This window comes from Parvularcula sp. LCG005, from assembly GCF_032930845.1.
Classification (GTDB): domain Bacteria; phylum Pseudomonadota; class Alphaproteobacteria; order Caulobacterales; family Parvularculaceae; genus Parvularcula.
On the sequence record NZ_CP136758.1, the window covers coordinates 2,228,968 to 2,243,643 of the forward strand.

Genomic DNA, 14,676 nt, shown 5'->3' on the forward strand with positions numbered 1-14,676 from the left:
AGACCGGCCAGCGGCTCAGGTCATTCGCGAGTTCATGCGCGACTACATCGACGCCCATCCGAATCTCGAAAAGCCCACCGAGCGTGCTCCAAAATCCGATGTGAGGCGCAAGGCATGAGAGTCATCGACAATATCACCACGCTGCTTGGCGAAGACCTGCGCCAAACGATAGGTCGCGGCGACCGGTTGAAAATTGCCGCCTCCTGCTTCTCAATTTACGCGTTCGAAGCCTTGAAATCCGAGCTGCAAAAGGTCGACGGTGTGGATTTCATTTTCACAGCACCGACGTTCGTGCCTGAGGGAGTGACCGATAAGCTACGAAAAGAACGGCGTGAATTTTTCATTCCGCGCGCTGAGCGAGAACGCAGTCTGTACGGCTCGGAGTTCGAAATTCAGCTTCGTAACAAGCTCACGCAGCGGGCGATTGCCCGCGAATGCGCGGATTGGATTCGTAAGAAAGCGCGCTTCAAATCGAACAAAACCCGCTCGGCGATGCAGCAATTTATGTGCGTGGACGGGCAGAAGGAGCCAGCTGCATACATGCCCATAAACGGCTTCACCGCTGTCGATCTTGGGTATCAGAAGGGCGACGCTGTTTCGAACATCGTCAATCGGTTCAACGCCGCGCCGTACACCGACACCTACCTGGATTTGTTCGACCAAATTTGGGCCGATTCAGAGAAGCTGGAAGATGTGACGGAAGCGATCTGCGCACATATTGAGTCCGTGTACCAAGAGAATTCGCCGGAGAGGATATATTTCCTAATCCTCTACAACCTCTTTCGAGAATTCCTCGAACAGGTCGATGAGGACGTTCTTCCAAACGATTTGACCGGTTATCAGGACAGCGTCGTCTGGAATAAGCTATTCAATTATCAACGGGATGCCGCGACAGGCATCATCAATAAGCTGGAGACCTATAATGGGTGCATTCTTGCCGATAGCGTCGGCCTTGGAAAGACATTCACTGCTCTCGCGGTCATCAAATATTATGAGCTGCGCAACCGTGCGGTTCTGGTCTTGTGCCCTAAGAAACTCGCCGACAACTGGCTGAATTTCAATACAAACTTGAAAACCAACATCTTCTCGAAAGACCGCTTCAATTATGATGTGTTGTGTCACACGGATTTGTCGCGCACTACCGGCGACTCTTTCGGGATACCGCTAAACCGCGTGAACTGGGGCAACTACGATCTCGTTGTGATTGATGAATCTCACAATTTCCGCAACAATGATATCTACAAGGACAAAGAGACCAGATATCAAAAACTGATGAACCAGGTTATCCGCGAGGGCGTGAAAACCAAAGTTTTGATGCTCTCTGCGACGCCGGTGAACAATCGCTTCACAGACCTACGAAATCAGCTGGCACTCGCATATGAGGGTCAATCTGAAAGTCTGAGTAAGAAGCTCAAGTCCCAAAGCAGTGTGGAAGAGATTTTTCGCCGAGCGCAGACGGCCTTCAACACCTGGTCGAAACTTCCGATTGAGGAGCGAACTGCCCCATCAATTCTCAAGATGCTCGACTTCGACTTCTTCGAGCTTCTCGATAGCGTGACGATCGCAAGGTCGCGAAAGCACATCGAAACCTTCTATGACACGTCGGACATCGGAAAATTTCCCGAGCGTCGGAAGCCACTTTCGTTCCATTGCCCACTTACGACGCGAAAAGACGTCATGAGCCTGAACGAGATCGTTGCCCAACTCGGTATGCTCAAGCTCGCAGTCTACGCGCCCCTTAGCTATATCCTCCCCAGCCGGATCAAGAAATACGAAGAGTTATACGATACCGAAGTCGAGGGCGGTAAAGGGGCTTTGAAGCAAGCCGACCGGGAGCGGAGCCTTCAGGCTCTGATGACCACCAACCTTCTCAAGCGCTTAGAGAGTTCGGTCGAGGCGTTCCGCCTGACACTACGGTCGTTGAGGGCAAACCTAAACGGAACGCTCGATGCCATCGCTGACTTTGAGCGATCCGGCGGCATGTTTGAGGTTTCTGACTACAGCGAAGACGCAGCGAATTTCGATCCTGACGATGACGATCTATCCGGCCTGGGCGAATTTACAGTTGGTAAAAAAATTCAGATCAGCCTTGCCGACATGGACGTGCAGTCCTGGACCCACGACCTAAAGGGAGACCTCGCGCTCATTGATGCCCTGCTCGCATCGATGGATCTCATTCGGCCTGAAGACGACGCGAAGCTCCAGCATCTTAAGAAGCACGTTCGCGATAAGATCAACGCGCCGATCAATCCCGGCAACAAGAAGGTCCTGATTTTCACGGCCTTTGCCGACACGGCGAATTATCTTTACCAACACATCGCTAGCGACCTAGCGAAAACTGCAGGTCTAGACTCTGGGCGGGTCACAGGCTCCGACGCGCCAAAGACCACGCTCAAAAAGGGCTACGACTTCCAGTCCATCCTCACGCTCTTCTCGCCGCGCTCGAAGGACAAGCACCTCGTGCTCCCAAACGAGGATGCGGAGATCGACATACTGATTGCGACGGACTGCATCTCCGAAGGTCAAAACCTTCAGGACTGTGACTATCTAATCAACTACGACATCCACTGGAACCCCGTGCGGATCATCCAGCGTTTTGGTCGGATCGACCGGATCGGCTCCCCGAACGCTGAAATCCAGCTGGTGAACTACTGGCCCGACATCACGCTAGACGAATACATCAACCTGAAGGAGCGGGTCGAGAACCGAATGATGATCGCCGACGTCACCGCAACCGGCGACGACAACGTCCTCACCGCCAAATCAAGCGAGATCGCCTATCGCAAGGATCAGCTGCGACGCCTCCAAGAGGAAGTCATCGAGCTCGAGGACGTGAAGACCGGAGTTTCGATCACGGACCTTGGCCTCAACGATTTTCGCATGGACCTACTCAACTATGTGAAGGAGCATGACGACCTGGAGAAGATGCCGAACGGCCTGCATGCGGTTGTCCCGGCAGATCCAACGCTCGGGTTGGAGCCCGGGGTCATCTTCGCCCTTCGCAACATCCATGACGGCGTGAACATCAACCAGCAAAACCGGCTGCACCCGTACTATCTCGTCTACATCTCGAACGACGGCGAGATCGTTGCGGACCATACCGAGGTGAAGAAGCTGCTCGATTTGATGCGGGCCAGCTGCAAGGGCGAAGGCCAGCCGATCCAAGCGGTCTGCCGCCTCTTCAATGACCAGACCGACGACGGGCGGAATATGAACCGCCAGTCGGAGCTGTTGAGTGAAGCCATCCGATCCATGATCGACGTGAAGGAGGAGAAGGACATTGAGAGCCTGTTCTCCCCCGGTCGCACATCGGCGCTCGTGAACACCATCGCAGGGCTGGATGACTTCGAGCTAATCGCGTTCCTGGTGGTGCAGGAGGCTGCATGACCGCCTGCTATGACTACCCAAAGGCGGCCCGATTTGGGCGCATGGTCCCGAAGACCAAAATCTACGATGCAGCGCGCGCGCCTGAAAAGCTTCGCCAGCTCTTTGTGGACCAAGTGGACCGCATCACGTGGGCGTACAAGGTGGCGCCGGAGACGATCAATCTAAATGCCGTGCCGGGCGTGCCTGAGATACAGGTGTTCGAGGTGCGCCTCCGGGCTGCCACGCTTGAGCATGCCGTACTCGCGGCTATCGATAAGGCGGTAGCTTACCCGATCCTCTTTGAGCTGATCAAAGGAGGAGAGCGGCAGATGATCGCTGCCTACAAGCGCCCGAGCGAAGCAGACAGCGCAAGGTGGGTGGTCAGCGAGTATTTCGCAGCGGGCTGGGAGCCTGTGGATAACCCACGCAAACCCATCCCTCGCGTCCTCGACCTCGGCGCGCTCTATGATAGGGTTTTATCTGAATTGATGCCCGTGCGTCCGCTTCAGGGTGAAAAGCTGCCCGACCGTGTTGCGCGGATCGAGGCGATTTGGGCGACAGAACGCGACGTCGCGCGGATTAAGGCGCGGCTCGCCCGCGAAAAGCAATTCAACAAAAGGATCGTGATTAACGCCGAGCTAAGGCGCGCTCTGGGGATGTTAGAAGCCCTTCGGAATGAACAATGATACGCGCGCGGGAAACGATATATGAAAATTGATCGACTATATACGCACCCAGACGCAGATTTGCTGAAAACTATCGTCGATTCACCAAATTTACGCGTAGCCTCTCCTTACTATTCAGAGGTTGCCCTGCGGGTGATAGATGAAAATACAGTACGCGATATGGTTTTTATTACTCGTTTGCCTTACGAATTTAATAGACCACCCGCCTTTATTGAAAACGACCCAGCTCCAATTATATCTTTATATAAACGAATTCAAAGATTCACGCTCTATGCGCTTCCCACATTGCATGCAAAAATTTATATAAACTATCGCTGTGCTTGGATTGGGAGCTCAAATTTTTCAACGAACGGCTTTTCCAGTCAAGAGGAGATAATCGCCGAAATTCCCCAACCCGCGAATGAGATAGTTAATGCGTTTGATTCGTACATCGGTGTTTCGAGACCTATTAAATTGACCGAAGTCCAACAGCTCGCACACTGGATTGATGCGGGCTTGACCAAGGTTCTAAACGCACAAACCTCCCAAATAAGTGAGCGAGGAAGCGTCCATCCACCGTACTCCATTGAAGATTTTGAAGTTTGGCTCCAAGAACCGACTGCACCCCACTCCGAGATCAGACGCACGATACTCAACCAATTGCACGGCAAGAACCAAATGAGTGGTCATGTGAAACATGCATTTAATGGCGTTCTTTCCTTCTTTCGAATATATCCCAGCAATTTATCATCAGTGAAGTGCTCGGATTATGAAAATATTCCAGACAGGACCATAAATCAATTACGAGATTTCATAATTGAGTATGGCGATGAATACAGGGGTATAAATGGTGGGTATTGGAGAAATTATCTTTCCTCTAATATTGGCGGTATGCAGAATGGCGGAGGTGCCGGAGATGCTGTGGTTAAGCGATGCCTTGTTCTAATGCCGCACTATATTGATCACAAGTAATAGAGGATTCGCAAAGTGGGTAAAAAAATGAAGATGCATAGCCCGAACCTGGCTGACGAGAACATCGCGAAAATTTACGAGCTGTTTCCGGGCTGCGTGACGGAAGCAACGGATGAGAGCGGCAAACTTTTTTTTGCGGTCGACTTCGACCAGCTTCGCCAGGAATTATCCAATTGCATCGTCGAGGGGCCTCAGGAGCGCTACCGGCTTGATTGGCCTGGGAAGAAGGAAGCAATTTTGACGGCCAATACGCCGATAGCCAAAACCCTCCGCCCTAAAAGGTCAGACAGCGTAAATTTCGAAGAGACGGGAAACCTCTTCATCGAGGGGGATAATCTAGAAGCATTGAAGCTAATCCAAGAATCGTTTCTTGGCCGCGTCGACATGATCTACATAGACCCACCTTACAACACGGGCCGAAACCTAATATACAAAAATGATTATAGTGAGACTGTTTCAGATTTTCTTGAGCGGTCGAACCAAAAATCTGAAGAAAAAGACAAACTTGTCGCTAATCCGGAGACTAGCGGGAGATTTCATTCCGAGTGGCTTTCAATGATGTATCCACGTTTGAGGGTGGCAAAAAATATTCTCAAACGAGACGGTGTTCTCGTATGCGCTATTGATGAAAATGAATTCGGCACTCTTTCTGTTCTCCTAAAAGAAGTTTTCAGCGGCTCTGCCTGGGAGCACGCCTATGTGTCTGTGGTTCACAATCCAAGAGGACAACAAGGGGCGAATTTCTCGTATGTGAATGAGTACTTGATTTTTATATATCCCTCGGGGGTGAAAGCGATTGGCGATAGGCAGATCAGAGAAGAAGATGTTAGTTGGTCCCAGTTCCGCAATTGGGGCGGTGAATCAGAGCGCAGGGATGCCAAAAATTGCTTTTATCCGGTTATGGTGAAAGGCGACGAGATCGTCGGATTTGGCGATGTTGTACCTGATCATGTTCATCCTGCTCAGACTGAGTGGGACGGCGATATTGCTTACGTTTATCCGATCGACAACCAAGGCATAGAAAGAAAGTGGCGGTATGCTCGCCAAAGTGTTGACGAAATCTCAATGATGCTGCGTGCCCGCAAAGATGCTAACGGTTACCAAATTGAGATTGGAAAGACATTTGGGCGATACAAGAGTGTTTGGACAGATAAGCGCTATGATTCAAACGAATACGGAACAAAACTGATCAATAATCTCGTCGAAGGATCAGGCTTCACGTTCCCGAAGAGTCTATGGGCGGTCTATGATCCAATCGAAGCGGTTACGCGAAACAACAAAGACGCAATCATACTGGATTTTTTCGCGGGCTCCGCGACGACCGCACACGCGGTTATGCAGTTAAATGCTAATGATGACGGAAACCGAAAATTCATCATGGTCCAGGTTCCCGAGCCTATTCCTGAAGATTCGCCACCATTCAAAAATGGTTTTCATACGATCGCTGAAATTTCGAAAGAACGCATTCGTCAGGCCGGAAAGCAACTTGCGACTACCTCGACAAGCATCGATATGGGGATGCGGGTTCTCAAGGTTGATAGTTCAAATATGTCTTCAACCTACTATTCCGCCGAAGAACTGACTCAAGGCGCGCTACTAGACGCAGTCGAAAACGTAAAACCGGACCGGACAGACCCCGAGGATTTGCTCTTCCAGGTGCTCGTCGATTGGGGCGTCGATTTGACTCTGCCGATCCGCCGAGAAACGATCAGTGATAAGACCGTCTTCTTCGTCAACCATGAGCCCTATGACCTGATCGCGTGCTTCGACTATGGCGTGACCGAAGAGCTGGTGAAGGAGCTCGCCAAGCATGAGCCAGCTCGCGTTGTGTTTCGCGACAATGGTTTCGTCTCCGATGCCGTGAAGATCAATGTGGAGCAAATTTTCAAGCAGCTCTCCCCCTCCACCGACGTGAAGTCGATCTAAGGGCGGGTGCGGCATGAAGCTCAAATTCAAAACCCAAGCCTATCAGACCGCCGCCGTTGAGGCGGTGATCGATTGCTTTGAGGGCCAGCCCAAGTCCAATCCGCTCAGCTATCGGATTGATCCCGGCAAGCGCACCGACGTGCGACTGGAGCTGGAAGCCGGGTTCAAGAACGAGGACATCCTGCTTGGGGATGCCGCGCTTCTGAGTAACATCCAGGCCGTCCAAAAGCGCCAAAACCTGCCTCTATCAAAATCGCTGACCGACTTCTCCATGCTTGACGCGAAGGGTGCGCGGAAGCCCGTCAAAGGCGGCTACAAGCCCGGCGCGAAGATCAATCTCGATATCGAGATGGAAACCGGTACCGGAAAGACCTATTGCTACATCAAGACCATGTTCGAGATGCACAAGCGTTTCGGCTGGTCGAAATTCATCGTCATGGTGCCGAGCATCGCCATCCGCGAAGGCGTCCAAAAATCCTTCCAGATCACGGCGGATCACTTCGCGGAAACCTACGGCAAAAAGGCGCGGTTCTTCACCTACAATTCCAAGCGCCTGCACGAGCTGGAGAGCTTCTCCAGCGACGCCGGGATCAATGTGATGATCATCAACATCCAGGCGTTTAATGCCAAGGGTGCTGACAATCGCCGAATCTACGACGAGCTGGACGACTTCCAGTCCCGCCGCCCGATCGATGTGATCAGCGCGAACCGTCCGATCCTGATCCTCGATGAACCTCAAAAAATGGAAGGCAAGGCAACACTCGACGCGCTCCCAAAATTCAATCCGCTGATGATCTTGCGGTACTCCGCGACCCACAAGACGCAGCATAATAAGGTGCACCGGCTCGACGCCCTCGACGCGTACAACCAGAAGCTCGTGAAGAAGATTGCCGTGCGCGGTATCCAGACACGCGGCCTCGCAGGGACAAACGCCTACCTCTATCTCGAAGGCATCGACATCTCGACCAAAGCGCCCGTGGCCCGGATCGAGATGGAGGTGAAGCTCAAATCCGGTGAGATCAAACGCCAGCTGAAGCGGCTCGAATTCAAGGATGATCTTTATACGGCGTCAGGTGATCTCGATCAGTATCGCGGCTATGTCATCTCACAGATCGACGCCAATCAGGACGTGATCGAATTCACGAACGGCGAGAGCCTTATCGCCGGTGAAGCCCAAGGCGACGTGAACGAAAACGACATCCGCCGCATCCAAATTCGCGAAACGATCAAGGCGCATTTCGACAAGGAAAAGCAGCTCTTCGCTCAGGGCATCAAGGTCCTCTCACTCTTCTTCATCGACGAGGTGAAGAAGTATCGCGACTACGACCAGGACGACGAGAAAGGCGAATATGCCCGCGTGTTCGAGCGCGAGTATGCAACCCTCAAAGAGGAATATCTCTCGGAGTTGGCGATCGATAATGACGAGTACCGTGCCTATCTCGGCGAGATTGATCCGGGCAAAACGCACAACGGTTATTTCTCGATCGACAAGAAGAACCGCATGGTCGATCCGAGCATGAAAAAGACGGGTGAGGATAAGGGGCTCTCGGACGACGAGACCGCCTACGATCTAATCCTGAAAGACAAAGAGCGACTGCTATCGTTCGAAGAGCCGACGCGCTTCATCTTCTCACACTCTGCGCTTCGTGAGGGCTGGGACAACCCGAATGTCTTCGTCATGTGCATGCTGAAGCACAGCGACAACACGATATCCCGCCGTCAGGAAGTTGGCCGTGGTCTTCGTCTGTCCGTCGATCGCCACGGAGAGCGGATCGACCACCCATCGCTTGTGCATGAGATTAACGTCCTGACCGTCGTCGCGAGCGAGAGCTATAAGGACTTCGTCAAAGGTCTCCAGACCGAGATAGCGGAGACGCTTTCCGCGCGTCCGCGCAAAGCTGACGAAGACTACTTCACCGGTAAGGTTCTCCAAACCGAGGATGGTCCGGTCGAGGTGACGCCCGCGATGGCGAAACAGATCTACCGCTATCTGCTGAAGAATGACTTCACGGACGATTCCGACGGGATAACGGACGCATATCATCAAGCAAAAGAAGCTGGCGAACTGCCAGGCTTTGCCGAGGAGCTTGAACCCTACCGTCACCAGATCATCGACCTGATCGACAGCGTCTTTGACGACAGCAAGCTGCCCCGCATCGAAGATGGCCGAAAGCCGAAGACCAACCCGCTGAACGCCAATTTCAAAAAGAAGGAATTCCAGGAACTTTGGGCACGGATCAATCGCAAGGCCGTCTATCGCGTCGAATTTGATTCCCAAGAACTGATCGCCAAAGCAATCAAGGCACTCGATAGCGAACTTCGAGTGACGCCGCTGCAGTACACCGTTCAGCGTGGTGAGCAGGCCGCTGCGTTGACCGATGAGCAGCTGAGAACGGGCGATGGCTTCAAGCTATCTGAAACCTCCACCGAGAAGGGTGGGTTCGTTTATTCGGACGTGACCTATGACCTTGTCGGAAAGGTCGCCGAAAACACACAGCTAACGCGCCGCACGGTCGCGCACATTTTAACTGGCGTCCAACCACTGATTTTCGACCAGTTCAAGTCGAACCCGGAACATTTCATTGCCGAAGCCTCACGTCTCATAAAGGAGCAGAAGGCAACGGCGGTCATCGAGAAACTCCAGTACGATGAAGTTGAAGACCGCTATGAGACAGACATCTTCACCGCCGCTCAGAGTGGGCAAGACTTCTCTCGCGCGACCGAGAAGCTGAAAAGGCACATCTACGATTACTGTGTGGTCGATTCCAGCCAAGAACGCCGCTTCGTGGACGAATTGGATACAAGCGATGAGGTGGTGGTCTACGCCAAACTTCCAAGAGGCTTTCTAATCCCAACCCCGGTCGGCGACTACAATCCAGATTGGGCAATTTCGTTCACTCGAGGGTGCGTGAAACACATTTACTTTTTGGCCGAGACCAAAGGTTCCATGTCATCGATGGCGCTTCGCGAAATTGAACGCACCAAGATCAAATGCGCGCGCAAATTCTTCAACGAGATCAATCAACGGATCGAGGCCGACAAGGTCAAGTACGACGTCGTGACCGATTTCGGTAAACTGATGGACATGGTCAGCGGGGTGGCTGCGTGAGGCTGGTAGAATGGTAAAGCGCAATTCCGCCGGTGCATTAACATCCGAAGAGAAGCCGATTGTTAAAGCGCTCCTCAAGAAGGGCTGGCGGAATCAAGATATTCAACATCTATTGAATAAGGGCCGCGTTGCAACGATCAATGCCGCCCGCATAACCGAGGTAAAGTCCGATCAATCAATCAAATCTTCCCGTGAGGAAGACGTCGATTTCTTTATTCGAAAGAAAGATTCATACGATCCTGTCACCGGATTGAATCTATATGACGACGAGCGATTAATACGTGCACGTGAAGCTATGATACTTGCAGTCCAAAGCTTTAATAGCCCGACGCTGCGTTTCAAAGCGGAACAATTTGCGGTTCAATCAAACATAGCTTGGACCTACCTTCTCCACGAATACTACAACCGGGAGGGGGTCAAGATCGTCGGAAAGGATGGGCGGTCGTTGTTGCTGTCGCAAATGATAAAACGCCACGATTTCCCTCTATCTGCCGGGGTTGCCAATAATATCCGTGATATGATCGATATCCGTGATACGGTGGAGCATAATCTACTGCGACGCTCAGACGTCAAATTCTTTGGTTTGTTTCAAGCAAGCTGTTTGAATTTTGACAAAGCGATATGTCAGCTGTTTGGAGATAGGGTATCTCTTAGATCGGATTTATCGATTGCCCTACAGTTTACCAAGGTGAATTTCTCTCAGCTGATCGAATTGCAGAAGTTCGATATTCCTGAGCATATCGAGGCGCTGGACGCCCGAATAGATCAAAGGTTATCAAAGGAAGAAAAGGCCGACTTGGATTATCGATTCAGGGTGGTTTATATGTTGGAGGCGAGCTCCAAGTCGAAATCGCATTTCCAGTTTATTCAGCCTGGATCGGACGAAGGCAAGGAGATCCACAACATACTCGAGAAAAGAGTAATTGCTGATGATGACTACCCATATAAGCCTAGTCAGGCTGCGAAATTAATCCGGGAACGCTCTGGAAAGAAATTTAGCTCACACAATCACACTCAAGCTTGGAAGCGATACAGAGTCCGACCAGCGTCAAATGCTAAATCTAGAGATCAGACCGATAAAGAATTCTGCATATTTCATAAAACGCATGGAGATTATACCTACAACGATGCCTGGGTGGACTTCATTGCCGAAAAGATTTCTGACGAAGCTGAGTTCGACCGACTGAAGTCTACTAAATAATACCTACGCGTAGGCGCTTTGCCCCTCGCGTGGGCAAGGTATCGGAACGTATCCACACCTTGCGGGCGGAGCCTCGTTCGGAACCTCCTTGCCCTCGCTACCCCCATTCTTGGCCAGAATGGGAGAGGGTTGCAGGGTAACCCTTGTCAACGAGATATAGATGGACCTTGAGGCTTGCGCCTATACGTTCCGGTTTCGGGAGCTTTGCCTCGACGGCCACTATATTCCGTCTTCCGATTTTTTCGGCTCCGTTTGATCTCCGAGGCTACAAGTCGAGGCGAAACCTCTCGACCTTCTTTTCGATACCGCGCCAGCTCCCGGTGGATCTCCGCCAGGAGTTTTGTGTGCCGCTGGCGTTCCCATTTGATCGGCTTTTGCGGCATCCGCCGTTGTTGAAGCTGTGTCTTCACGAGAGCGTGGCGTTCTTGGCTATCGCGCAGCTTGGCGGCTTCCGCCTCGCGCAAGTTCTCCGCAATGATCTTATCTCTCTTACCGCTCACCCGCTGCCAGAGGCCGCGCCAGCCTGTTGATAGGCGCGCGGCTCTGGCAAGCGCATCCTGCTTTGCTTGTACGGTCAATTTCTGATCGAGCGTCGCGCGTTCTTGGCGGTGCCGTGCCGTCATCTCGGTTTTCTTCCGAAGGTGCGGTTCCATCTGCCGCCGATGCTGCTCGTCTGCCTGCCGCAGATAACCGCGCATGACCGGGGTCATTTCCTGCGCCATCTGGCGCTTCGTTTCCTCGATAGAGGGCGATTCTTTTGGAGAACCCAGACGAGATTCCATGTCCTTTTTTGTCACGCCGAGATACCGAGATAGCGAGAGCACTTCACCGTCATAGGGCACCGCGACAAATCCTCGGCGGTCGCCACGAGCGAGCTTGAACCCGCGTTCCTGTAGCGCTGCTTCAAACCCGGCACGGCTGTCCGAGATAGCCCAGGCATCCAGCATCGTCTGTTTGAGGTCGCGGGCGTTGCGGCCCATCCGTTTGGCTTGCTGCCATTCGGCCAGTGTGAAGTTGCGGGGATCGGATTGACCGTGCTGAGCCAGTCCCCGTGGCATCTTCCATCCATGCTCCAGATACAGCTCCCGTGAGACCTCCTGCATTTTGCTCTTCGAGAAGGAAAGCGGAATGGCTTTCATTTCCTGGGCATCGATCCGAGACCACACGGCGTGGCAATGTCGACGGCCTTCCTTTTCATGAAAGACGATGGCGCGCGGCTGGCCTGTCAGGCCGAGCTTTTCTTCAACCTTGCTAATAGCACTATCAAACTCTTCCTCGCTGACCTCTGCATCTTCGGGCGGATTCAGCGACAGGGAGAAGAGAAACTGCTGGCACCTGGTGCCACGAGAGATTGCATAGGCTTCGTTGAAAGCACCCTGAAGCGTTTCCGACGCGAAGCCTGAAATCTCATGCACATGAACGTGCTCGTTTTCCGGCGACAGAAGATGCAGGGCGAGGTTTTGGGCCCCGCCGCGCTGATTACCAACCAGGATCATGGAGCTAACCCTTGGACGTGAGGCCGAGTGCAAAGATCAACGCATCCCGCATTTGCCGGATATCTGCGCAGGCCGATTGGAGTTCTGACACCAGATCGGTTGTCACCGGCAGAGTGCCAATATTTGCCGCCTTGGCGATCTGGTTCAGGTTTGAGGCGAGATGCGATTGCCCTAGTACGGCTAGCGCCTGGGAAATGGCCGCATCGTCGGTTTGCGGCCTGCGATAGCTGCGCCGAGGTGAAGCGTCATCGCCAAAGACCTTTTGCCGGATATAGGCATTTACCGAGCGCCGTCCGGCCCGTTCCTTGAGAAGGGCTCGCTCTTCTTCCGTCACTCGCAAGGAAATGGGCGCGGGACGTTTTTTCTTCGGCTTGGCGGCTTTGTTGAATTTGGCTACTTGCCCGCCGCTCATGGCTTCGGCCCATCAAAGTCGATGTCAGCCTTGCGGAGCTGAGCTTCCCAGTCTGCCAAAACCTCGAATAATTCATTCGAAATCTCTGGCCCGCTGTGCGCCATTTTTCCAAGCTGTTGAATAGCAAGAATAATTGCGGTTTTGAGACGCCTTGTTCTCAGCGCGCTCAAGGGCTTGCGATCAAGTTCGTGACCGCGCGGCGGCTTCAAATCTCGAAGGCTCTTGATGGGCCGCGCGCCAGAGGGCCCAGGGAATGGCGGCGAGTGGTGTTGTCAGCAACAGCCACGACAACAGATGCGCGGGGCCATCGCCAACCAGAGCGGCAATCAGCCCGATAGAGGTCATCACACCGAAAAGACCCGGGATCAGAAACGTACGCTCAAGCCAGGTCGCGCGGCGCCGATTGACGAGCGGGCTCATACCTCCCGCCTTCCGCGGCGGCGGCGTTCGAAAAACAGATAAATCCCGGTGATCAGCACAATGATCGTCACAAGATCAAACAGAAACCACAGGATTTTCAGCGGCAGCCCGCCATAATCACCGAAATGAAGCGGGCGCGATAGCGACAGGGCCTTCGATGTCCACGGCATCTCACGCTTGCCTGCGACGTCACCAGTGACAGCATCCACCAGAACCGGCGTAATCAGCTGTTCTGTCAATGGTGTGTTGCCGTGGAGGAAGATCGCAAAATGATGGTCGGTCGAGTAATCCGTTCCCGGAAAGGCCACGAACTGCAATGTCATCCCCGGCGCTTCTGCCACAGCCGCGCTGATGGCTTCGTCCAGTGAAGCCAGCGATGTGGGGACATCCCGCCCCTCATAGGGCGCGATCAGATCCGCCAGGGCGTGGTCCCGCCACTGATCATTGATCGGTTTTTCAAGCGTGTTCACCACGCCTGTCACGCCGACGGCACTGGCCCACATCACGGTGACGATGCCGAGGAGATTGTGAAGGTCGAGCCAGCGCGCGCGCCGCGAACGGGCAAGGCGGACCATGCCAAACTCGTGCTTGCGCATGAAGGGGGCATAAAGAACAACGCCAGACACAATGGCCAGGGTGAAGGCGGCGCCCATGGCCCCTAGAAAAAGCATGCCTGGCAGGCCCAGAAACATGTCCGTATGCAGCTGCAACAGAAAGTCCATGATGCCGCCTGCGGGCGCCTCTACGGGCACCGCGTCACCGCTTGTCCGGTCAATGGGCGCAAAATGCATGGCGGAACCCGGTGCATCGGGCGTTGGTCCAGAGGTGACATTCACCACGGGGCGATCAATGTCGAAGCTCATATAGAGGGGGACTTCGTCCTGACGGCGCGACAACGCAGCTTCAAGCACGTCGTCATAGGAGAGCAGCGGGCCGTCGGGGTTGGCCGGAGACCAGCTTTGTGTGCTCAGCGCGTTTTCGATCTCATCGTGAAAGATCAGCGGAAGACCCGTGACGCACAGCATCAGGAGAAAGACCGTACACACTAGGCTGGACCATGTATGCACGACACTCCATCGTCTGACGGCGGAACGGGTCATCCTGTTCAT

At 53.3% G+C, this 14,676-nt stretch carries 10 protein-coding genes; 6 read left to right on the forward strand and 4 right to left on the reverse strand.

The features are described from left to right. Positions 1–114: 114 nt before the first annotated feature. Genes RUI03_RS10550 through RUI03_RS10575 form a run of 6 tightly spaced genes read left to right on the forward strand, consistent with a single transcriptional unit; the run spans position 115 to position 11,239 of the window. Positions 115–3,387: a helicase-related protein gene (locus RUI03_RS10550; protein WP_317287422.1), complete on the forward strand. Its 3,273-nt coding sequence runs from the start codon at positions 115–117 to the stop codon at positions 3,385–3,387. Beyond that, entirely contained in the window at positions 3,384–4,052 is a 669-nt protein-coding gene (locus tag RUI03_RS10555) for a DUF4391 domain-containing protein (RefSeq protein WP_317287423.1), read from the forward strand. The genes RUI03_RS10550 and RUI03_RS10555 overlap by 4 nt, the downstream gene beginning before the upstream one ends. Before the next feature lie 21 nt (positions 4,053–4,073). Then, positions 4,074–5,003: a hypothetical protein gene (locus RUI03_RS10560; protein WP_317287424.1), complete on the forward strand. Its 930-nt coding sequence runs from the start codon at positions 4,074–4,076 to the stop codon at positions 5,001–5,003. Between the two features lie 15 nt (positions 5,004–5,018). Continuing rightward, positions 5,019–6,929, forward strand: coding sequence for a site-specific DNA-methyltransferase (locus tag RUI03_RS10565; RefSeq protein ID WP_317287425.1), 1,911 nt, complete (start codon positions 5,019–5,021; stop codon positions 6,927–6,929). Between the two features lie 13 nt (positions 6,930–6,942). Continuing rightward, positions 6,943–10,038, forward strand: a complete 3,096-nt coding sequence (locus RUI03_RS10570) for a type III restriction-modification system endonuclease (protein ID WP_317287426.1) — start codon at positions 6,943–6,945, stop codon at positions 10,036–10,038. Between the two features lie 10 nt (positions 10,039–10,048). Next, positions 10,049–11,239, forward strand: coding sequence for a DUF3644 domain-containing protein (locus tag RUI03_RS10575; RefSeq protein WP_317287427.1), 1,191 nt, complete (start codon positions 10,049–10,051; stop codon positions 11,237–11,239). 146 nt (positions 11,240–11,385) lie between these two features. Here RUI03_RS10575 and RUI03_RS10580 read toward each other — a convergent pair whose 3' ends face one another. From RUI03_RS10580 to RUI03_RS10595, 4 genes are all read right to left on the reverse strand, one after another. After that, positions 11,386–12,735 (reverse strand): relaxase/mobilization nuclease domain-containing protein, encoded by a 1,350-nt coding sequence (locus RUI03_RS10580; protein WP_317287428.1) that lies wholly within the window; start codon positions 12,733–12,735, stop codon positions 11,386–11,388. A 4-nt stretch (positions 12,736–12,739) separates the two neighbouring features. Then, the gene (locus RUI03_RS10585) at positions 12,740–13,147 is read right to left on the reverse strand and encodes a plasmid mobilization protein (protein ID WP_317287429.1); all 408 of its coding nucleotides are present in this window, start codon (positions 13,145–13,147) and stop codon (positions 12,740–12,742) included. A 180-nt stretch (positions 13,148–13,327) separates the two neighbouring features. Further along, complete coding sequence (locus RUI03_RS10590; protein ID WP_317287430.1) at positions 13,328–13,567, reverse strand: hypothetical protein; 240 nt, start codon at positions 13,565–13,567, stop codon at positions 13,328–13,330. Continuing rightward, complete coding sequence (locus tag RUI03_RS10595) at positions 13,564–14,667, reverse strand: PepSY domain-containing protein (protein ID WP_317287431.1); 1,104 nt, start codon at positions 14,665–14,667, stop codon at positions 13,564–13,566. Before RUI03_RS10595 ends, RUI03_RS10590 begins: the two co-directional genes overlap by 4 nt. Positions 14,668–14,676 lie beyond the last annotated feature (9 nt).

Excerpts from the sequence above, each read along its gene's own strand:
- RUI03_RS10550 (WP_317287422.1), top strand. The coding sequence starts at position 115 with ATGAGAGTCATCGACAATATCACCACGCTGCTTGGCGAAGACCTGCGC.
- RUI03_RS10555 (WP_317287423.1), top strand. The coding sequence starts at position 3,384 with ATGACCGCCTGCTATGACTACCCAAAGGCGGCCCGATTTGGGCGCATG.
- RUI03_RS10560 (WP_317287424.1), top strand. The coding sequence starts at position 4,074 with ATGAAAATTGATCGACTATATACGCACCCAGACGCAGATTTGCTGAAA.
- RUI03_RS10570 (WP_317287426.1), top strand. The coding sequence starts at position 6,943 with ATGAAGCTCAAATTCAAAACCCAAGCCTATCAGACCGCCGCCGTTGAG.
- RUI03_RS10575 (WP_317287427.1), top strand. The coding sequence starts at position 10,049 with ATGGTAAAGCGCAATTCCGCCGGTGCATTAACATCCGAAGAGAAGCCG.
- RUI03_RS10580 (WP_317287428.1), bottom strand. The coding sequence starts at position 12,735 with ATGATCCTGGTTGGTAATCAGCGCGGCGGGGCCCAAAACCTCGCCCTG.
- RUI03_RS10585 (WP_317287429.1), bottom strand. The coding sequence starts at position 13,147 with ATGAGCGGCGGGCAAGTAGCCAAATTCAACAAAGCCGCCAAGCCGAAG.
- RUI03_RS10590 (WP_317287430.1), bottom strand. The coding sequence starts at position 13,567 with ATGAGCCCGCTCGTCAATCGGCGCCGCGCGACCTGGCTTGAGCGTACG.
- RUI03_RS10595 (WP_317287431.1), bottom strand. The coding sequence starts at position 14,667 with ATGACCCGTTCCGCCGTCAGACGATGGAGTGTCGTGCATACATGGTCC.